12 protein-coding genes and 2 pseudogenes are annotated in these 19,441 nt (G+C 68.7%); 6 read left to right on the top strand and 8 right to left on the bottom strand.

Annotated features, from left to right (window positions below; all coding sequences use genetic code 11):
- Positions 1-389: 389 nt before the first annotated feature.
- From LXN57_RS38215 to LXN57_RS38200, 4 genes are read left to right on the top strand one after another with little or no spacing between them, the layout of a single operon-like run.
- The gene (locus LXN57_RS38215) at positions 390-950 is read left to right on the top strand and encodes a TRAP transporter small permease (RefSeq protein ID WP_251803100.1); all 561 of its coding nucleotides are present in this window, start codon (positions 390-392) and stop codon (positions 948-950) included.
- Complete coding sequence (locus tag LXN57_RS38210; RefSeq protein WP_251803099.1) at positions 947-2,227, top strand: TRAP transporter large permease; 1,281 nt, start codon at positions 947-949, stop codon at positions 2,225-2,227. Before LXN57_RS38215 ends, LXN57_RS38210 begins: the two co-directional genes overlap by 4 nt.
- A 38-nt stretch (positions 2,228-2,265) precedes the next feature.
- The gene (gene dctP / locus LXN57_RS38205; protein WP_251803098.1) at positions 2,266-3,300 is read left to right on the top strand and encodes a TRAP transporter substrate-binding protein DctP; all 1,035 of its coding nucleotides are present in this window, start codon (positions 2,266-2,268) and stop codon (positions 3,298-3,300) included.
- Positions 3,301-3,359: 59 nt separating this feature from the next.
- Positions 3,360-4,235 carry a shikimate dehydrogenase gene (locus LXN57_RS38200; RefSeq protein WP_251803097.1) on the top strand — a complete coding sequence of 292 codons (876 nt, stop codon included), beginning with the start codon at positions 3,360-3,362 and terminating at the stop codon, positions 4,233-4,235.
- Between the two features lie 28 nt (positions 4,236-4,263).
- On the opposite strand, the gene LXN57_RS38195 is transcribed toward LXN57_RS38200, so the two are convergent.
- From LXN57_RS38195 to LXN57_RS38185, 3 genes are all read right to left on the bottom strand, one after another.
- Positions 4,264-6,165 carry an alpha/beta hydrolase family protein gene (locus tag LXN57_RS38195; protein ID WP_251803096.1) on the bottom strand — a complete coding sequence of 634 codons (1,902 nt, stop codon included), beginning with the start codon at positions 6,163-6,165 and terminating at the stop codon, positions 4,264-4,266.
- Between the two features lie 95 nt (positions 6,166-6,260).
- Positions 6,261-8,936 carry an outer membrane protein assembly factor BamB family protein gene (locus LXN57_RS38190; RefSeq protein WP_251803095.1) on the bottom strand — a complete coding sequence of 892 codons (2,676 nt, stop codon included), beginning with the start codon at positions 8,934-8,936 and terminating at the stop codon, positions 6,261-6,263.
- Positions 8,937-8,955: 19 nt separating this feature from the next.
- Entirely contained in the window at positions 8,956-10,020 is a 1,065-nt protein-coding gene (locus tag LXN57_RS38185; protein WP_251803094.1) for a ThuA domain-containing protein, read from the bottom strand.
- Positions 10,021-11,592: 1,572 nt separating this feature from the next.
- Here LXN57_RS38185 and LXN57_RS38180 point away from each other — a divergent pair.
- Positions 11,593-11,826, top strand: coding sequence for a hypothetical protein (locus tag LXN57_RS38180; RefSeq protein WP_251803093.1), 234 nt, complete (start codon positions 11,593-11,595; stop codon positions 11,824-11,826).
- A gap of 682 nt (positions 11,827-12,508) precedes the next feature.
- Here the strand turns inward: LXN57_RS38180 and LXN57_RS38175 are convergent.
- The 5 genes and pseudogenes from LXN57_RS38175 to LXN57_RS38155 all read right to left on the bottom strand — a co-directional run bounded on the left by LXN57_RS38175 (position 12,509) and on the right by LXN57_RS38155 (position 18,598).
- The gene (locus tag LXN57_RS38175) at positions 12,509-13,360 is read right to left on the bottom strand and encodes a universal stress protein (protein ID WP_251803092.1); all 852 of its coding nucleotides are present in this window, start codon (positions 13,358-13,360) and stop codon (positions 12,509-12,511) included.
- Between the two features lie 58 nt (positions 13,361-13,418).
- A complete protein-coding gene (locus LXN57_RS38170; RefSeq protein ID WP_251803091.1) occupies positions 13,419-16,058 on the bottom strand; it encodes a cation-translocating P-type ATPase in 2,640 nt (879 codons plus the stop codon).
- A 47-nt stretch (positions 16,059-16,105) separates the two neighbouring features.
- Positions 16,106-17,107 carry an Acg family FMN-binding oxidoreductase gene (locus tag LXN57_RS38165; RefSeq protein ID WP_251803090.1) on the bottom strand — a complete coding sequence of 334 codons (1,002 nt, stop codon included), beginning with the start codon at positions 17,105-17,107 and terminating at the stop codon, positions 16,106-16,108.
- Positions 17,108-17,150: 43 nt separating this feature from the next.
- Positions 17,151-17,768 (bottom strand): annotated as a pseudogene (locus LXN57_RS38160) (phosphoketolase family protein); the annotation flags it as partial.
- On the bottom strand, positions 17,765-18,598 hold the full coding sequence (locus LXN57_RS38155; protein ID WP_251803089.1) for a slipin family protein: 834 nt from the start codon (positions 18,596-18,598) through the stop codon (positions 17,765-17,767). The pseudogene LXN57_RS38160 and the gene LXN57_RS38155, both read right to left, overlap by 4 nt.
- Positions 18,599-19,040: 442 nt before the next feature.
- Here LXN57_RS38155 and LXN57_RS38150 point away from each other — a divergent pair.
- Positions 19,041-19,441, top strand: a pseudogene (locus LXN57_RS38150) (hypothetical protein); the annotation flags it as partial.

Genomic DNA, 19,441 nt, shown 5'->3' with positions numbered 1-19,441 from the left:
GACCATCCTTCCTGCATCGCCACCATTCTCGCTTCCGGGGCTCACCTTTCATCTATCCGTAACGGTCCGGACTCAAGCCCTTGCCAGGAACGAGGGGCGCCCGTACTTTACACATAGTCCATACAGTGGTCCATGAGGTCCGAACAGCGGTCCGCTGGTGGGGCGGCATGAGATGCCCGGTTAAATGCCATCCAGAGACCGCACGTCCGATGGTGGCCTTGGCCACATGGCCGAAGTTCGATTCCGGTCACCGCCGTGTCGGCACAACCGCGGCACCTCGTGTCGCGACAGACGTACACCTGAGAGCGAGGGCGCATTGTTGACCACCCCGTCCCGCGTCGCCGGCCCGCGCAGCCGGCGGCCGGGCCATGTGCCGGGAGCGATGGCCGATGGCAGCTGAACCCGTCGCCACCCCCGGCGGCCCGCCGTCCCGCCCCGAGCCGGAACAGCACTCGCGCGAGCCGGCAGTCCTGCGCACCTGGGCGGCCGCGGAGCTGTGGATCGCCTGCCTCGCGCTGGCGACGATCTTCCTCAGCGTCCTCTGGCAGGTGATCAGCCGCTACGTGCCCGCGCTGAACTGGCCGGGGGTCAGCGAGCTCGCGAACTACTCGCTGATCGTGCTGACCTTCAGCATGGTGGGCTACCTGATCGGCAACAACGGCCACATCACCATCCAGGTCATCGATTACCTGGTCAAAGGGCGGGCCTTCGTCGTGGTCAAAGCCGTGTCCGCCGCGGTGACCGGCCTGATCTGCGCGGTGCTCGTCTGGGAGGCGTGGGAGCTGATCCAGGCGTACCCGACCCGGACGACCGCTGCTCTGGGCATCCCGATCTGGATGTTCTACGCCGTCCCGATGCTCGGCTTCGTCTCCGGCACCGTGCGTGCCGTCATACGGGTCTTCACCGCAGCCCGCGAGGACGTCCCCTTCGACGCGGCGGAGGCGAGATGATCCTCGAACTGTGGATGGTCGGCGCGATCATCGCCCTGTTGCTGTTCATCCGGGTGCCGGTCGCCCTCGCCTTCATCGGCCCCAGCCTGTGGTACGCGATCGCCGACGGCCGCTCCTCCGGCTTCGCCCTGAAGACCACCTTCGACGGGCTCAACAGCTTCCCGCTGCTCGCCGTCCCGCTGTTCATCCTGGTCGGTGTGCTGGCCAACCGGATCGGCATCGCCGACCGGCTCTACGAGTTCTGCCTGGCCGCCCTGGGCCGGCTGCGCGGAAACCTGGCGTACGTCAACGTCGGTTCCGCGGTCGGTTTCTCCTGGATGAGCGGCTCCGCACTCGCCGACGTGGCCGGTCTCGGCAAGATGCAGATCCCGGCGATGGTCAAGGCCGGCTACCCCGCTGGATTTGCCGCCGGGCTCACGGCTTCGTCCTCGCTCATCAGCCCGGTGATGCCGCCGAGCATCCCCGCCGTCATCTACGCCGCGACCGCGACCGTCTCCACCGGTGCCCTGTTCGCCGCCTCCGTCCTACCGGCGTTCGCCATGGCAGCCGGGCTGTGCATCTACATCCTGCTGTGGACCATGCGCCGCCCGCAGTTCGCCTCGGTGCCGTTCGACCGTAGCCGGTTCACCCGGGCAGCGGTGAACGCCGTCGGCCCGCTGCTGACTCCGGTGATCCTGCTGGGCGGCATCCTCTCCGGCACGTTCACCCCCACCGAAGCGGCCGCCGTCGCCGTCCTCTACATGCTCATCCTCGGCTTGATCTACCGTTCCGCGACACCGCGGCTGCTGCTGCAGGCGCTGCGCGAGACCGCGGTCATCACCGCCGGCATCACCCTGATCCTCGGTGCCGCCGCGCTGCTGGGCCTGCTCCTCACCCGGGCCCACGTCTCCCGCAACATCGCCGAGTACCTCACGGCCGTCACGGAGAGTCCCTGGGTCTTCATGATCCTTGTCAATATCATCCTGCTGATCCTCGGCGCCCTGATCGACGCCACCGCGGTCATCCTCGTGACGGTGCCGGTCCTGCTGCCGATCGCCATGGAACTCGGTGTCGATCCCGTCTACTTCGGCGTCGTCATGATCATGAACCTGATGATCGGCCTGCTGACCCCACCCGTGGGAAGCGTTCTCTACATCACCAGCTCCGTCATCGCCAAACCGGTCGACGTCGTGTTCCGCGGTGTCGCCCCGTTCCTCATTCCCTTGGTCGCCGTGCTGATCCTGGTCACCGCACTGCCCGGCCTCGTGCTCTGGCTACCCGGCCTGCTCGGATTCTGACCCACCGCCCGTCATCCCACACCGGGAGGAGAAACGCCATGCACCAACGTCCAGCAGGGTGGCGCCGCATCACCGCGGCGCTCACCCTTCCCATCGCACTCGTGCTCGCCACAGGGTGCTCCACCTCGAACAACACCCCCGCCGCCGAAGGCGAGAACCCCACTCTGACCATCAAGATCGGCAGCTCTCAGCCGGAGAGCCAGCCGAACTTCTACTGCGGCATGAAACTACTCAAGGAACGGGTCGAGGCACAGAACCTCGGCCTCACCATCGACATGTTCCCCAACAGCCAGCTCGGCCCGGACGCCGAACGCTACGCCGGGGTGCAGAGCGGTGACATCGACATCGATCTGCAGGGCGGCTCGGCGATGTCCACCGCCTTCCCGAAGATCGGCGTGCTTGACGCGGCCTACGCCTACAACGACATCGACCACTTCTTCAAATGGGTCGACCAGAACGGCCAAGAGTTCTTCACCGAGTTCAACGCGGCGACCGACACCACCATCGTGGACGCCTGGTACTTCGGCATGCGGACCTTCACCGCGACCAAGCCGATCCGCAAACCCGAGGACCTCGCCGGCTTGAAGATCCGGTTCCCGAACACACCGCAATTCCTCGCCAACGCCAAGGCGCTCGGCGCCGATGCCGTGGCGATCGCCGTCGAGGAGCTCTACCTGGCCTTGCAACAGGGCGTCGCTCAGGGCCAGGAGAACCCGGTCGTGGCCACCAACGCGCAGAAGTTCGACGAGATCCTCAAGGTCGCCAGCCTCACCAACCACCAGGTCGGCACCCACTACGTCGTGATGTCGGACAAGACGCTGGAGAAGATGAGCCAGCCCCAGAAGGACGCGCTGTTCAAGGCCATCCACGACATCCGCGCCGAGAACCGCAAATGCGTCGACGACGAGACCGAGAAGGTCCTCGACGGATGGCGCGGCGACTCCACCCGCACCGTGGTGGAGATCGACCAGGTCGACCGGGCGGCGTTCATCAGCAAGGCGGAATCCTTCTTCAACACCCACTTCACCGGCGAGAACCTGGAGCTCTACAAGAGCATCCGGGCATCGGCCTGACCGCAGGGCTGGGGCCGGCGGTCCGCCGGCCCCACGACCGAACCTGGGAAGAGGTACGGGTGACCAGCCCTCAACAAACGCAGGTCCTGGTCGGGCTGCTCGGGGCGGGTATCGGGGCCTCGCACGCACCACTGCTGCACCAGCGGGAGGCCGACCGGCAGGGGATCCGGCTCCTCTACACAATCATCGACTCGGCCGCGTCCGGCCTCACCGCCGACGATCTGCCCGGTCTGCTCCGCTGGGCCCGCACACTGGGCTACCGGGGACTCAACGTCACCTACCCGTTCAAGCAGCAGATCGTCCGGCATCTCGACCAGCTCTCGGCGGAGGCGAGGATTCTCGGTGCGGTCAACACCGTGGTCTTCGCCGACGGTGCCACCTGCGGTTACAACACCGACGCGGTGGGCTTCGCCCGCAATTTCGAACGCAACTTCCGCGCCGAGCCCAGGAACGAGGTGGTGCAGCTGGGCGCCGGGGGAGCCGGATCCGCGGTCGCGCACGCCATGTTGACGCTGGGCGCCCGCCGTCTCACTCTCGTTGACGTCGACGCGGCCAGAGCGCGCCGGCTTGCGGGCCTGCTCGCCGCGGAATTCGGTGCCGACCGCGTCGCGGTCGGTGCGCACGCGGACCTGGCCAGACTGCTTGCGGGCGCCGACGGGCTGATCAACACGACTCCGATCGGCATGGCGCATCACCCGGGCTCACCGGTCGCGCCCGACGACCTGCGCAAAGACCTGTGGGTGGCCGACATCGTCTATCGGCCCACCGACACGGCCCTGCTCCAGGCGGCACGCGCGACCGGCGCCGTGACCTTGCACGGCGCCGGCATGAGCGTCTACCAGGCGGTTGCCGCGTTCGAGCACTTCACCGGCGTTCCCGCGGACGCGGACGCGATGCTCTCGGACTCCGAGGAACTGCTGCGGTCCGGCCGCTGACCCCAGGCGCGGTCGTCCGGCGTTCGGATCAGAGCCGCTCCGTGTCCCGGGGGTGCCGGAACGCGGAGCGGCTGTAGTAGCGGACGACGTTTCCGTCGCGGTCGACCTCGCTGCGGTAGTGCTTGAGGAAGTCCCACAACAGCGAGGTCTCCTCAGGCATGGTGTTGTGCGAGCGGTAGAGGTTCTTGGACAGCTTCAGGACGGGGATCGCGGTGTCGTCGTGCCAGGTCCAGGTCTGGAAGCGGTCCTGCCAGCCGTTGCGTCTCCCGGCGACGGTGTCCACGTCGGCGAGGGTGAGCCCGTTGGTGCCCAGGTGGTACCGCGCCCAGCTGTCGAGTGAGTTCTGCGTGTCGTCCCAGAGGTCACCGGCGAGGAAGCCGAGGTCGCCGTACCCGTAGATCTGGTAGTCAGGGATGGGCCGGCCGCTGGCCGGGACCTGGACACCGTCGATGCCGACCGTGCCGGCGGCGTCCGGGGCGGTGGTGAACGACGTCGAGGCGACCGCGGCGAAGTACTCCGGGTAGGCGATGGCGAAGTTCTGGGTCACCGCGCTGCCGGCGGACTGCCCGGTGGAGTAGAACCTCGTCGGGTCGGCCCCGAACTCGTCGGTGATCCGGTCGCGCAGCTGCCGGTAGAAGGTGTGCGAGTCGCGGTGGCTGACCGACACGGAGCTGGCGCTGTACTGCTCGCCGATGACCACGAGGATGCATCCCTCGCGTTCGGCGACCTTCCACCACTGGGCGGCATCGAAGAACACCTTGGCGGTCTGGGTGTTGCCGGGCCAGACGAACACGACCGGCGCCCGGTCACGCCACAGCCGGCGGGCGGAGCGGGGAACATGGACGAGGTATTCGCGGAGGAAGCCCTCGACCATCATGGTGCGCACCTGGACGCCCAGCTTCGCGTAGTCGGCGCGTTCGAAGAGCTGGTTGCCGTAGGCGAAGAAGTTCTCGTACCGGGTGTACCGGGTCAGGAAGTCCACGATGCGGTGCGTGCTCGCCGGGCGGTGCTGCACGGCTACCTGGGAGATGGGTCCGGCGTAGGACGTCATCCACCGCCGGGAGCCGTGGCGTTGCGGGTACACCGTACCGAGGGTCCGGTCCGGCCGGGCGCGGCGTCCGGTGTCATTGGCCCGCTTCCAGTACGACAGGCTCGCGTCGATCGAGGTCCGGTCGGGGCGGATGTACCAAGTGGGCAGGACCGTCTCGTCGTACCGGATCAGGTCGAAGCCGTCAGGGAACTCGACCGGGGTGTAGCTGCCCTCGGTCTCGCCACCGAACTCACGGCCGGCGTACGAGTTCAGGTACGCCGCGCCGAGTCCGGACGAGTCGACGTACACCTGGCTGATGACCCGCAAGGGGTGCGCGACCGCCCAGGCCTCCAACGGCGCGGCGCCGGAACCGTAGCCGACGAGGTAGTGCAGACCGAAGATGGAGAAATAGCGGTTGTTCTGGAAGAACGCCATAGCGGCTTCGACGTAGGCGGCCTCCTGCGTGGCGGTGCCCCAGCCGCCCGGGCCGGGCTCCAGGACGAAGAGGCCCTCCTCGCGCCGGTCGGCGATTCCGGCCCAGGCTGCTCGCCGGAGGAACTCGCCCGTCTCGACGCCGTCGGGAACGGCGATCACCGTGTAGTAGGAGCGGATGGGTGTCTCGGAGGAGATGTACACCTTCGCCGGACGGGTCGTGCCCGCGATGTCGAAGGACTTCGTCCAGTAGCCGGTCATCTCCCGGGGTAGCTTGCTGGCGCGGGAGTAGTCGTACTCCGGGAACGGACGGCCGTCCAGTGGTAGCGGTTCACCGAGGTCACCCGGGATCCGCCCGGCCGGGGGCGCGGCGGCGGCCGGCCGGGCGGTGGCCTGGCCCGCCAGAGTCGCGGTCACCGCGATGGCGGCGGTTCCCTGGAGCAGGCGGCGCCGATCGATCGTACTCATGACGATGGTCCTCTCGCCGGTGATGGCCGTGTGGGGCTTGGGGGGACCCGGAGCCGGCGCGGCGGCGTTGCCGCGCCGGCCCCGGTGGCCGGGTCCTACTTGCGGACCCGCACCGTCGCCGTCGACGTGAGCTGCTTCTGGTCGCCCTCGGACAAGAAGTTCGCCACCAGCGTCAGCGGCACCGCGTCACCTTCGGGCACGTTGTTGTCGAGGTCGGACTTGTCGAACGTCACGATCAAGGTGCGGCCGATCGCCGTCGCCTGCTTGGCCTCGACGGGTGACTGCGACAGCGGCGTCCGCAGCTGGACGTCGCCGTCGAGCCGGTAGCCGGCCGGCAGGCGCAGCGTCGCCGTGACCACGCCGCGGACCGTGGTGAAGATTCCGGTCCGGGAGCCGAGGTCGATGGTCGAGGGCACGAACCGCAACGCACCCGGCAGATCCTGCGGTACCGGGTACACCTCGATCTTGCCGGTCGGCCGCGGGTCGGTGCAGTCGTTGAAGTAGTACTCACCGGCCCGGTCGAACGTGAACTCGGAGCGCTCCCCGGGGTTCAGCCGGGGATTGAAGAGTCCCTCGAAGAACTGGGTCGCGCAGTGCGGCCGCTGGTTCGGGAAGTTCGGGAAGGTCTCCGCTCCGGGGTTGAGGAAGGTCACGGTGGCCCCGACCGGCACCCGCAGGTGAGTCGGGTTCATGCCGGCCTGCGAGGTGCTGTCGCGTGCCGCGGCGGTGTCCGTCGTGCGGTCCTGGCGGCCCAGGTACACGGTGTTGTTCACCGCCGATCCCTCGACCGGACCACCCTGGACGGGCCGGCGGATCGTCAGCGGAGCAGTGTCCGGGCCCTCCTGGCTGCCCGATTCGGTGGTGTAGGTGCCACCGAGCTTGAACGCCCACAGCGAGTCGCCCTGCGTGACCGACCCGCCGTACGGGTTCGTCGACCCGGCGGCGAGGACGGCGACGTACTGCTCGCCGTCGACCGTGTAGGTGATCGGGGCGCCGGCGATGCCCGACCCGGTCTGGAACTGCCACAGGACGTCGCCGTCGCGGGCGTCCATCGCGAGCAGCCGGCCGTCGATCTGCCCGACGAACAGCAGGTCGGTCGCGGTCGTCAGCGGACCCTGACCGTGCGACATGTCAGTGCCGAGGTGGTTGCGCCAGCGCACCTTGCCGGTCGAGGCGTCGTAGGCCAGGATGCCGCCGGTCTGGTACTGCCCGATCGCCCGCTGGCCGTTGGCCGAGGCGCCGTTCCAGTGCGCCACCGGGTTGGTGCCGTATGGGAAGTAGACCATGTTCGTGCTGTGGCTGTAGGAGTTGTTCGACCAGTCGCCACCGCCGTTCTGGCTGGTGGTCGACAGGATCGGCAGGTCCCACTGCGGGTCGTACATGCAGCCGCGCCGGTGGTCCGAACGGGAGCCTTGCGGGTACGTCAGGAACGGCTGGTCCGCCTTGACGTAGCTGTCCGGGTTGAAGACCAGGTTGCCGTCTGGGTCGGGTTGGTAGCCGTTGTAGTTCGGCACGGCGCGCCACGGGTCGCCCGGGACGTTGCGCGGGTCCAGCTTCTGCCAGACGACGCATTCGGGCAGCAGCCGCTCCGCCGGAAAGGGCTGGATCTCGGCGTTGTGCTGCCGGGAGTCCACGATCATCGGTTTGTCGACGACCGGGAGCACGGGCTTGCCGTTGGTCCGGTCGAGCACGAACTGGTGCCCCGACTTGCTGCCGTAGAACACCACCTTGCGCTTCTGGCCCTTGATCCTGATGTCGGCCAGGGTCGGCGGGTGGACGTTGTCCATGTCCCACACGTCGTGCCGGATCGACTGGTAGTGCCACTTGTAGGCGCCGGTCTTCATGTCGACCGCGACCATGGTGGTGGAGAACAGGTTGTCGCCCGGGCGCAGGGAGCCGTCCTGCGAGCTGCGGCAGCTGCGCGGGTTGCCGAAGGTCATGTAGTAGAAGCCGAGGCCGGGGTCGATCGAGCCGTGCATCCACGGTGTCGCGCCGCCCTCGAGGTTGCACTCGGTGCCGTCGGGCAGCACGGGTCCCCACGTGGCGCCGGCGTCGACGGAGTTGCCGTTGACGTCGGTGTAGACGGTTCCACGGTCCGGTCCGCCGAACACGTGCCACAGGTAGCCGCCGTCGCTGGCGCGGACCGCGACGACCGCGGCGCGGTTGCCGTTGGCGGCGTGGGCGTAGACCACGCCGTCGTGGTAAACGGTCGCGACCCGGTCGAGGTTGCCCAGGTCGACGACGGCCTGGACCGCCGGTTGCACGACCCAGGCCTGCTCACCGGTCTCCTGGTCGAGGGCGACGATGCGGTCGCCGTCGGCGAGGGTGTAGACCTTGCCCTCGCCGACGGAGACACCGCGTCGGGTGTCCGCCGTCGCGAAGCCCTCCGGCGCCCACTTCCACTTGGGCGCACCGGTCTTGCCGTCGACGGCGATCACTTCACCACCGGGGGTGTCGAGGTAGATGACGCCGTCGGCGACGATGGGCGTCGTCTGCTGGCCGACGTCGTCGCTGGCCGGCGCGACCGCCGAGAGGTGTGTGCGCCAGACCGGGCCGAGCTTGTCGAGGTTGCGCTGCGAGAGCTGCTTCAGCCCCGAGTGGTGCTGGTTTGCGAGGTTGCCGCCGACGGTCGGCATGTCGGCGCCGGTCGGCTCCAGGCCTGGCGGTTCCAGTCGCTCGACGCCGTCTCCGGGGCCCTGCGCGACGGCGGCCGACGGCCCGATGGCGACAGCGACGGCGAACAGGATCGGTGCGAGTATGCGCGGTTTCATCGATGTGCCTTCCCTGGTGCTACTTGCGCTTGGCCGGGGTGCAGAACGGTTCGAGGCCCATGGCGGACTTGATGCCGTGCTCGAGGTGCGCCTGGAACTGCGCTGCGCCAGGGAAGGTGGAGTTCTCCTGGAAGGCCGCCCCCTCGTGCCCAAGGGTGGTGACCCAGGACCGGCCGCCGTCGTAGTACTGGCACCAGGTGACCGGATGGAAGTCACCGTGTCCGGGGTGCGAGCCCTCTCCGCCGGCGCCGTCGGCCAGGGTTCGCTCGTCGACGGTGGCGAGGAAGTTCACGTCGGTCGGGAACGGGACGAGGTTGTACCACTCGTCGGAGAATCCCCAGCGCCGCGGAAGGCCCTTGGTCGAGGCGTCCCGGTCGTTGACGACCACGACGTCGCCCGGCTGGCTGCGTCCGTGGTTGTAGTAGTTGGCGTTGCCGAGCAGGCCTTCGTACCACTGCCAGCCGTACTCCGTGCCGAAGGCGTTGTGGACACCGACGAAGCCGCCACCGCCCTGGATGTACTTGCGCAGTGACTCCCGGGCCCAGTCGAGGCGGGTGCCGCCGGTCGCGCCGCGGGCGTGGTTCCACAGGGTGTCCCGGGTGGGGCTCATGAAGATGACGGCCTTGTAGCGGGAGTTCAGCCGCTCCACCGCCTGGACGTCCTCGGTGACGTGCACCTCGATGCCGTCGGCCTCGAGCATTCTGACCAGTCCGGCCTGCGCCACGTTGGAGCTGTCCAGGGGGCGGGGCCAGGCCGCCGGGTTGCTGTGGTCGCGCGTGATCACGTACGGGCGGGGGAGTGCCACGCCTTGGACGCTCGCGTTGTCGGGATCCAGGACCCGGCCGAGGTTCGCGTGCCGCGGTCCCGCCGTGCGGGAGTACACCAGCACCTTGTTGTCGCGCTCGGTACCCCAGTCGCTGTAGCAGTCCGGGTCCACCCCGCGGCACACGCCGTACACCGGGTCGATGCGGTCCGGCCTTCCCTGGTGCCCTTTCGTCGATCCCGTGATCGCGAGAGCCGAGGCGGGCGCGAGGATCGCGAGCGCCGCGAGGGGCGCCACCGTCTTGAGCCAATTGTTGTTCACGCTGGAAGTTCCCGTCTGGAGGTGGATTCCAGTTGCATGCGATCTCGTCCCCTCATCGATGCCACACCTCGATCGATACAGGTGGTGACGGCCTCATCGCGTCAGGCTGACCTGGGTCCGCCTGGTGGTTTCGATGTACCGCTGGACAGACCATAGTGGCGAGTGGTTCGTATCACAAGGCATGGCGGGGACGCCTTCGGCATCGAGAGCATTCGCTACGTCGGCCTTGACGGCGTCCATCGGAGGTCGTGCCGTCGCCGGCTGCCGCGTCGCCAGGTCGGAGGTGCCGGGGGCGGCGGGCGGTTGCGGCGCCGGCCCTTTCCCATGTCGCCTCGGTCGGCTATAACCAACCATCCAGTACGTATCCGGCTCTGAGTAACCACGGGCGGGACCATGCGGGATACGACTCTGATGCTGGCCCGCCTGCATTGCTCGTCGGTGGAATTGCCGCGGCCGTTTTAAGCATCGATGGATCGAGTAACGGAGAATGGTCGACATCGCGGTTGATGCCCGAGCGAATTTGACGGAAGAATCGTTCGCGAAGAAGAACGTGCGAGCATGATCGGATTCCGGGCCAAGGGGGCTCGCTCCGTTGATGGGCTAGCACGCCGCTGGGCCTTTCATATGCTGGGGGTCATGGGGTCGCAGGTTCAAATTCTGTCAGCCCGACATTGTAAAAGGCCAGCTCGGCTGGCCTTCTTCATTCCCTGCACATCGATGAATTCGTGGCGACGTGACACAGGTTTTGCACGTACATGCGTACTGTTTATGGGCGGGATTCCGGCCGATCGTGGTGGCCTGCTCGCGCTCGACGGTCTTTGAACCGTCCACCTGAATTGACCTCGCTTTCACGAACCTTGGTTGAGCAGTGCGTTCATGGCTTGAGTGATCCGATTTCGGCGTGGCAGTCTCTTGTCGACGATATCGAACGTCGATGCGCGGATCCCTCCTTTGTGGATGACCACGACACGTCGATGACACGAACGCCCGTACGGTGATCTTCTCGTGGCTCGCCGGTCCTGCCGGGCCGGTGATTCCATGATCGTGGCTAGTGGCGGGCTATGGAAGTTGGCTGCGGTTGTCCCGGGTTGTCCGCGGTAGTCCCGGCGGTCGGCTGATGTGCCCGCGACGGGCGGCAGGCTGACGGAGCAGACGGCGGTCGGGCGACCAGAATGACCTTGCTTGATCTCAACTCGGGCCAGTTGCTCTCCACCGCGCGGGCGGTCCGCAAACGCTTCGACTTCACCCGGCCGGTGCCTGACGACGCGATCCGCGAGTGCGTGGCGATGGCTCTGCAGGCGCCGTCGGGCTCGAACGTCGTGACCATGTGGTTCGTCGTGATCCGCGACGAGCGAAACGCCGGGCGGTCGGCGATGTCTAGCGCGAGGTGTACGCCGCTTACAAGGCCTACCCGGGATACCCCGGCAAGCCCACCGGTGACGACGCCCGCGACGCGGTGCAACGGCAGGTGGCGAGCTTCGCCGACTACCTGGGCAAGCGCATGCGCGACGCCCCGGTGCTGGTGCTGGCCTGCAACGGAGGGCCCCAACCGGGGAGTGGGCGGTGGCCGGCATGGGCAACGTCATTCCGGCCACTTGGAGCTTCATGCTGGCTGCCCCGGCTGGAGCGCTGGGCACCACGTGGACGTCGATGCGCCTCGCCCGCGAGCGGGACGTGGTCGACATTCTGGGACTTGACTACGAAACGCTCGCGCAGGCCGTGCTCACACCGGTGGCGTACACGAAAGGCACGGATTTCCACGCTGCCGCGCGCCCCGCCCCGGACGAGGTCGTCCGCTGGTTCTAAGGCCTGTTTCGTAGGCGATCACCTGGCCGACCTCGCGGCACGCGCACACTTCAACGGCGACGGCTTGTGTGCCAGGAGCTAGGCAGACCGGACGGGGCAGGCGCAATCCGGCTCGCCGAGGCCACCAGCAGCCGGCGGACTGCAGGCGCCGCTGCTGCCGGCGAGGGTCGCCCGCTGTTCCTCCCGGGGTCAACGGGCGCGCCCACCCTCGACGACACGGAGATACCACCATGCGTACCGCCAAGCTCGACGTCTCCCGGAACGGTCTGAGCGCGATGGGCGGCATAGGGCCTGGTCGCCTCGACGGCGGCGGTGATGGCACCGAGGCTGTCCGGGTTGACGGGTGTGCCGGTGGTGCCCGGCTCTCGAGCTGAAGTCGGACGAGTAGCTCACGGTCGGCGTTGTCGGGCATGCGGGTCACGGTGGCATGCCAGCCCTGGGCGCTCAGGGCGATGCGGGCGTGGTGCAGGGCGACGCGGGCAGCTGATTGTCGCCAGCCGTGCATCGGGGTCGATGACCTACAGGATCCGGGTGGAGGCGAGGCGCAGGTCCAGAGTGTTGCCGGTGAGCCGTCACCGCCACGGTTGGCCAGTGGCCCACGAGCCGATCGCAGCCGCTCCAGCGCCATGCGACATCGCGGGTCAGCGAACGGCTGTCCGTGGCGCCGTCGTGCAGTGGAGGGTCACCGGACGATGGCGACGGGACAGGCGGTGTGGTGCAGGACGGTGTGACTGACCGATCCGAGGCGCCGGCCGGGCAGCTGTGCATGTCCACGGGCGCCGAGGACGACGAGTTGGGCGTGCCGGCTGGCGTCGACGATGGCGTCGGCGGGACGGCCCGTGGTCAGTTCCCGGCGGATCGTGACGTTGGGGTACTTGCGGGACCAGTCCTGCATGGCATCGGTCAGCAGTTGGGCGTGTGCGGCACTTTCCGGTCCGGTGTCGTACTGAAGCAGCAACTCGGGGTTGCTCAGATGGGGCCGGTCCCACGCGTGTAGCGCTCGCAGGGTGGCGCCGCGGAGGGCTGCCTCGTGGAAGGCGAAGCCGAGTGCGGCGTCGTCGGAGGGGGAGCCGTCCACACCGACGAGAATGTCGCCGTTGTCCGGTGCCGCGCCTCGGGTGATCATGACGGGACAGGCGGCGTGCGCGGAGACCTTGATCGCGACAGAGCCCAGGAGCAGTTGGGCGAAGCCTCCCCGGCCGCGGTGTCCCATTACTACCAGGTCGGTGTGGGCGGATTCGCGGATGAGGATTGTGGCGGGGTCACCGGCCAGGATCTCCCCGTTCACCGGGACAAGCGCGGCGGCCGCACGGTCGGTGGCGTCTCGGATGGCCTGTTCTGGTTCGGACAACAGGCCGGCGTTGAGATCAGCGGCCGGGTCGTTGCCGGCCCAAGCGGGGTGATCAGCCCATGTGTCGCCGAACACGAGGCGGACTGCCCGGTCGCGTAGAGCTCCTTCACGGATGGCGAGTTCGACGGCGGCGAGACTGGGTGCGGATCCGTCGACGCCGACGAGGATCGGTGGGCCGGTCATGGCTGCCTGCTGTGCTCTGTTTCAGGGAACACGGCCGGGTCGGCCGTGCGGGTCGCGGTCATGGTGTGGGTGGCGGGCGTCTGGTGGTGTGCAGGCGGCGGTCGAGGCGGATCGCGGCGTAGCCGAGGCTCGCGACGGCGGTGACGATGAGTAGGTCGGTGATCGCCAGCGGCTGGGTGCCGAGCAGGGACTGCAGCGGCGGCAGGTAGATGCCGGCGAGTTGAAGGACGAGTGCGGCAGCGACGGCGGCGAGCAGCATCGGGTTCGCTCGGGTGCCCGGCCGGGCCCGGGAGCCCAGCGCGACGGCGAGCTGTGTGACGCCGAGGGCGAGGAAGGTCAGGGTCTGCCACGGGCGGTCGGTGGTGTGCGCCCAGATGCCGACGCCGATGGTGACGGCGGCGATGACCGCGCCGACGCGCAGGATGCGTTGCCACAGTCCGGCGCCGAGGATCGTTTCGGACGGCGGCCGTGGCGGCTTGTCCATGACGTCGGCGTCGACGGGTTCGCTGCCCAGGGCGAGTCCTGGCAGGCCGTGGGTGATCAGGTTGATCCAGAGGATCTGTGCGGGCAGCAGCGGCAGTGCCAGGCCGACGAACGGCCCAGCGAGCATCACGGCGATCTCCGCGGCGCCGCCGGACAGGGCGTACAGCAGGAAGCGGCGGACGTTGGCGTAGACGCGGCGGCCTTCTTCGGCGGCGGCGACGACGGTGCCGAGTTCGTCGTCGGCCAAGACCAGATCGGCGGCTTGGCGGGCGACTTCGGTGCCTCGTTTGCCCATGGCGACGCCGATGTCGGCGCGGTGCAGGGCGGGTCCGTCGTTGACGCCGTCGCCGGTCATCGCGACGACCTGCCCGGCGGTGCGGAGGGCGTCGATGATGGCGACCTTCTGCTGCGGGGTCGCGCGGGCGAAGACCCGCGCGCCTTGCCCGGCGTGTGCGCCCGGGTCGGCGGTACGGCAGTCGACCACGTCGTCACCGGCGCCGATGATGCCGAGTTCGGCGGCGATCGCGCCGGCGGTGGCCGGATGGTCGCCGGTGATCAGTACCGGGGTGATGCCCGCGCGTTGGCATGCGGCGATGGTGGCGGCGGCGGATGTCCGGGGCGGGTCGAGGATCGCGACGAGGCCGAGCAGGGTCAGGCCTTGTTCCAGGGAACCGGAGTCAGCTGAGGGTGTGCGGTCGGCGTGGGCCACCGCGAGGACCCGGTAGCCGTCGGCGGCGAGGGCGTCCGCCCGGGCCGTTGCCAGGGCGATCAGGCCGGCGGGGTCGGCGAGGACTGTCGGTTGCAGGACGGATTCGGGTGCGCCTTTGCAGACGACTCGTGTCGTGCCGTCGGGGAGCTGGTGGGTGGTCGACATGCGTTTGCGGACGCTGTCGAACGGTTCCTCGCCGATGCGGGGTTGTTGGGCGTGGAGGGTCTCGCGGTCGATGCCGAGTTTCGCGGCGGCGGTGAGCAGGGCGACCTCGGTGGGGTCACCGACCGGCAACCAGTCAGGGCTGTCGTCGTCTGGCGGGTGCAGTGAGCCGTCGTTGCACAACACGGCCGCTCGGAGCAGCTGCGACAGGTCGGGCACGTCGCCGTCGACCACGACCGTGCCGTCGCGTCGGATGTCACCGTGTGGTGCGTAGCCGGACCCTTCGACGAGGGCCTCTCCGGTCGGGGTCCACAGCTGTCGCAGGACCATCTGACCTTCGGTGAGGGTGCCGGTCTTGTCGGTGGCCAGGACGGTGACCGAGCCGAGCGTCTCGACCGCGGGCAGGCGCCGGATGACGGCGTTGCGGGCGGTCATGCGGCGGGCGCCGAGTGCGAGGCTGAGCGTGACGACAGCCGGCAGGGACTCGGGGACGGCCGCGACGACCAGGGTGATCGCGGTGACGATCATCAGTTGCAGTGGCTGGCCGCGGAACACTCCAAGGGCCAGGACGACGGCGCACAGCACCAGGGCGGCGGCGGCGAGGAGCCGGCCCACCCCGGCCAAGCGGCGTTGCAGAGGGGTCATGGCAGGGGCGGAGGTCATCATGGCGGCGATGCGGCCCATGGCGCTGGCCGCGCCGGTGGCGGTGATGAGAGCCTGCCCGCGCCCGCGGACGACTACCGTTCCCGCGGACACGTCCGCCGTCGGCCCGTCCGGGCCGACGGACTTGTCGACCGGCGCCGACTCACCGGTCAGTGCCGCTTCGTCGATCAGCAGGGCGCTGGCCTCGACGAGGTGGCCGTCGGCGGGCACGATGTCGCCTTCGGCAAGAACAAGCAGATCACCGACGACCAGGTCCGCTGCGGGCACCTCGCGGTGCGCGTCATCCCGGACGACTCGGGCTGAGGGTGCGGTCAGCGCGGACAGTGCGGAGATCGCCCGCTCGGCTTTGACCTCTTGGATGACGCCGACCGTGGTGTTCACGACGATCACGAACAGGATCACCGAGGCATCGGTGTAGTCGGCGGTGGCCAGCGTGAAACCGGCTGCGGCGAGCAGCACCAGGACGAGCGGGTCACGCAGTTGCGACATGACGCGGCGCCACAACGGCGGCGGCCGGCGGGCCGGCAGCACGTTGCCGCCGTCGCGGGCCAGCCGCTGCGCGGCGTCACCCGACGACAGGCCGCCCGCATCGGGCGCCGCGTGGCGCGCGACGTCGTCCCCTCCGGGTGGCCGGGTGATGCCCGACGGATCCAGAGCGACCTGGAGATTGCGTACGGTCATGTCGTTCCTGCTTTGCTGGATTGTGGTGAAAGCTCCGCGTGCCCGTTTCAGAACCGTTCGATGACCTGGTCCGCGGGCAGCCGTGGGGTGTGGGGTGCGGCGGTGCCGGCCGGATCGCCGGTGGTGAGCCGCAGCACGAGATGCGGGTGGCCGAGGTCGGCGAGCAGGTGCCGGATGCGTTCCCGGCTGATGGCGACCTCGATGGTGGCGCTGAGAGGCAGCACCGCCAGGCCCAGCTCGGTGGCGGTGAGCCAGGCGGCCGACAGCGCCTCGCCGGCGCGGAGCCAGCCGGCCTCGTCGTCCTCGGGCCCGTAGAGGATCGCGAAGGTGGCAGCGTTGTCATGCGCGGCGGAGACGGGCAGGTCGCCCTGGTGGCCGAAGTCGCGGCCCGGCACGGTCGTCTGCGTGGCCCGGTCACCGATGGCGGCGTCCGGGATGCCGCTGCCCAAGGGCCGGGTGCCGCCGGTCCAGTAGTTGACCTCCGCCTGCCAGGCGGCGTCCGCATTGTCGGCGCGTTGTGCCTGATCGGCGGCGCTGGCCAGCTCGAGGACCTGGTCGGGACGCAGGATGTGCAGGCCCGCGCCGGCGGATCCGGCGGCTTCGACGACCGCGTTCAGCTGGTCGGCGTCTGTCGGGGTGCTTGCGGTGGGCCGGCGGTCGGTGTGCCGCAGTCCGATGGTCTGCCGGTGGCGGCGCGCTTCGAAAGTGACCGGGATCCGGTGGTCGAGGCGTAGCCGCGCGAGGTGATCGGGGTGTTCGGGATCCGGCATGCGCTCGAGGACGGTGTGCCAGCCGTCGGCGGCGAGGCTGACCAGGGCGTGGTGCAGGGCGGCCCCGCAGCTCAGGACGGCGAGCCGGGAGTCGGGGTCGGTGACCTCGGCCCCGCGGCTGTGATCCAGGTAGAGGCTGAGTTCGTTGCCTGTGAGGCGCCAGCGCCAGGGTTGGGTGTTGTGGATCGACGGGGCGTGCCCGGCCGTGGTCGCGGCGGCCAACAACGCCCGGCCCTCGGCGCGGGTGTCAGCGGCTCGGATCGACGCTTCGGTGCTCATAGCGGGTTCCTTCCTGGTGTGCTGAAACGGGGGGCCGGTCGGTCAGGAACTTGTTCGAATGCCATGACGCTGCGAGGGGCCCGGTTTCGGCCTCACCGTCACCGATCACGCACGCGACGACGAGTGCGGGGTTGTCCAGGGCGGCGCCGTAGGCGTGCAACAGCGAGTAGCCGAGTTCGCCGCCCTCGTGGATCGAGCCGGGGGTTTCCGGGGCGACGTGCGACGGGATGCCACCGGGGAACGAGAACTGGGTGAACAACCGCTGCATGCCAAGGAGGTCTCGGGAAATCCGCGGGTAGATCTCGGAGTAGGTTCCTTCCAGCCAGGTGTTTGCGACCAGGCCGGGGCCGCCGTGGCCGGGGCCGGTCACGTAGATGACCTCCCGGCCGCGTGCGGCGATGATCCGCGACAGGTGGGCGTAGAGCAGGTTCAGGCCCGGGGTGGTGCCCCAATGCCCGAGCAGCCGCGGTTTGACCTGGGCGGGTTGCAGCGGCTCGCGCAACAGCGGGTTACCCATCAGATAGATCTGCCCGACGGATAGATAGTTGGCGGCCCGCCAGTAGGCGTCGATGCGGTGCAGCTCATCAACGGTCAGCGGCTCGCTCGCCGCCACGTGCAGAGTGTCGGTGGCGTCCCCGGGGATGGTTCGGATAGCGGTCATCGGGAGATCGGCGTCATCGGTGTGCCGTTGACCGGCGGCGGCGTTGCCGGTTTGGTGACGGCGGCCGCGGCGTTTTCACGCGCGAGGAACGAGCCGAGTTCGCCGATCGTGCTCATCAGCGGCGCCGGGAACACCACGGTGCTGTTCTTGTCCACGCCCAGCTCGACCAGTGTCTGCAGGTTGCGCAGCTGCAACGCGAGCGGGTGCGCCATCATGATGTCCGCGGCCGCGCCGAGCGCGTCCGCGGCAAGGGCCTCACCCTCGGCGGCGATGATCTTCGCGCGCTTCTCCCGCTCGGCTTCGGCCTGCCTGGCCATGGCCCGTTTCATGCTCTCCGGCAGCTGGATGTCCTTGAGCTCGACCAGCGTGACCTCGACACCCCACTCCTCCGTGGCGACGTCAAGGATCGTCTTGATGTCGATGTTGATCCGGTCGGTCTCGGACAGCGTTTCGTCAAGGGTGTGCTGGCCGACCACCTTGCGCAGGGTGGTCTGGGCGATCTGGTTGATCGCCGCGCCGACGTTCTCGATCGCGACGACCGACTTCTCGGCATCGACGATCCGGTAGTAGGCGACGGCGGACACGTCGACGCTGACGTTGTCGCGGGTGATGATGCCCTGCGACTGGATCGGCATGGTGACGATCCGCAGGCTCACCCGGTTCAGCACGTCGACGAACGGGATGATCACGGTGAGGCCGGCTCTCCGGACGGCGATGACTTTGCCGAGCCGGAACAGGACGCCCTGCTCGTACTGCTTGACGACCTTCACGGCGAGGAACGCCAGAGCGAGGAGCACCAGGATGATGAGAGCGATCCACAGGGACCACATGAGGAGATCCTGACTTCGGCCGTAGCCGGATATTCGTGCCCGAGAACAGTTTGTGTGCGAAACGCACCTGATCGCTGCGGCGGGCGAAGAAACGCCGAGACGCGCACAACGGCCAACTACCAGGCCACCGGGGTCCAGGGCGACATCTCGACCCTACGCCTGCTCGCGGCACCGGGGAGGAGGCCCGTCAGCGGGCTCGGCGAAATGCGCGTACGGTCAAGTCGTCGCCCGGGACCCCGGTGGCCGTTGGGCTCGCCGTCGCCGCCGACATCTCCCACCGATCGTGGATCTTGCTGTGGTTGACGCATCCTCGACCGGCTTCGGAGTCCACAGGAGTACGGCTGCCGCCCTGAGTAGGCGGCACCGCTCTCCGATTTGTCCGTGGCGCGCTTGGACGCGCCGCGGAACATGTGTCATGAACACGTGAAGGAATGTGAGTGCGATGGTCAACATCGCCAGCGATCCCGAAGCCTCCCCCGTCGCCACCACTGAACGGCGAGAACAAGGCGCCAGAAATCACGCCGGCACCGCCGCCGCCCCGGACACCGCCTTCGCGGTCACCGGCCGGACGGCTACCGCGACGCGGTATCTGCTGGCCGGCATCCGGATCGCGCTGGGCTGGGTGTTCCTGTGGGCGTTCCTCGACAAACTGTTCGGCCTCGGCCGCAGCACTCCCGCGGCGAACGCGTGGTTGGACGGCGGCAGTCCCACCGCCGGTTTCCTCGGCAAGGCCGCGACCGGCCCGTTCTCAGGCGTCTACAACGCGATCGCCGGCAACGCCTTCGTCGACGTGCTGTTCATGACCGCTCTGCTCGGCATCGGCATGGCGCTGATCCTCGGCAT

The sequence above is a fragment of the Paractinoplanes hotanensis genome (assembly GCF_023717965.1).
GTDB lineage: Bacteria > Actinomycetota > Actinomycetes > Mycobacteriales > Micromonosporaceae > Actinoplanes > Actinoplanes polyasparticus.
This window is presented reverse-complemented; position numbering and strand designations above follow the sequence as displayed.

Excerpts from the sequence above, each read along its gene's own strand:
- LXN57_RS38215 (WP_251803100.1), top strand. The coding sequence starts at position 390 with ATGGCAGCTGAACCCGTCGCCACCCCCGGCGGCCCGCCGTCCCGCCCC.
- LXN57_RS38210 (WP_251803099.1), top strand. The coding sequence starts at position 947 with ATGATCCTCGAACTGTGGATGGTCGGCGCGATCATCGCCCTGTTGCTG.
- dctP (WP_251803098.1), top strand. The coding sequence starts at position 2,266 with ATGCACCAACGTCCAGCAGGGTGGCGCCGCATCACCGCGGCGCTCACC.
- LXN57_RS38195 (WP_251803096.1), bottom strand. The coding sequence starts at position 6,165 with ATGAGTACGATCGATCGGCGCCGCCTGCTCCAGGGAACCGCCGCCATC.
- LXN57_RS38190 (WP_251803095.1), bottom strand. The coding sequence starts at position 8,936 with ATGAAACCGCGCATACTCGCACCGATCCTGTTCGCCGTCGCTGTCGCC.
- LXN57_RS38180 (WP_251803093.1), top strand. The coding sequence starts at position 11,593 with ATGGGCAACGTCATTCCGGCCACTTGGAGCTTCATGCTGGCTGCCCCG.
- LXN57_RS38175 (WP_251803092.1), bottom strand. The coding sequence starts at position 13,360 with ATGACCGGCCCACCGATCCTCGTCGGCGTCGACGGATCCGCACCCAGT.
- LXN57_RS38170 (WP_251803091.1), bottom strand. The coding sequence starts at position 16,058 with ATGACCGTACGCAATCTCCAGGTCGCTCTGGATCCGTCGGGCATCACC.
- LXN57_RS38165 (WP_251803090.1), bottom strand. The coding sequence starts at position 17,107 with ATGAGCACCGAAGCGTCGATCCGAGCCGCTGACACCCGCGCCGAGGGC.
- LXN57_RS38155 (WP_251803089.1), bottom strand. The coding sequence starts at position 18,598 with ATGTGGTCCCTGTGGATCGCTCTCATCATCCTGGTGCTCCTCGCTCTG.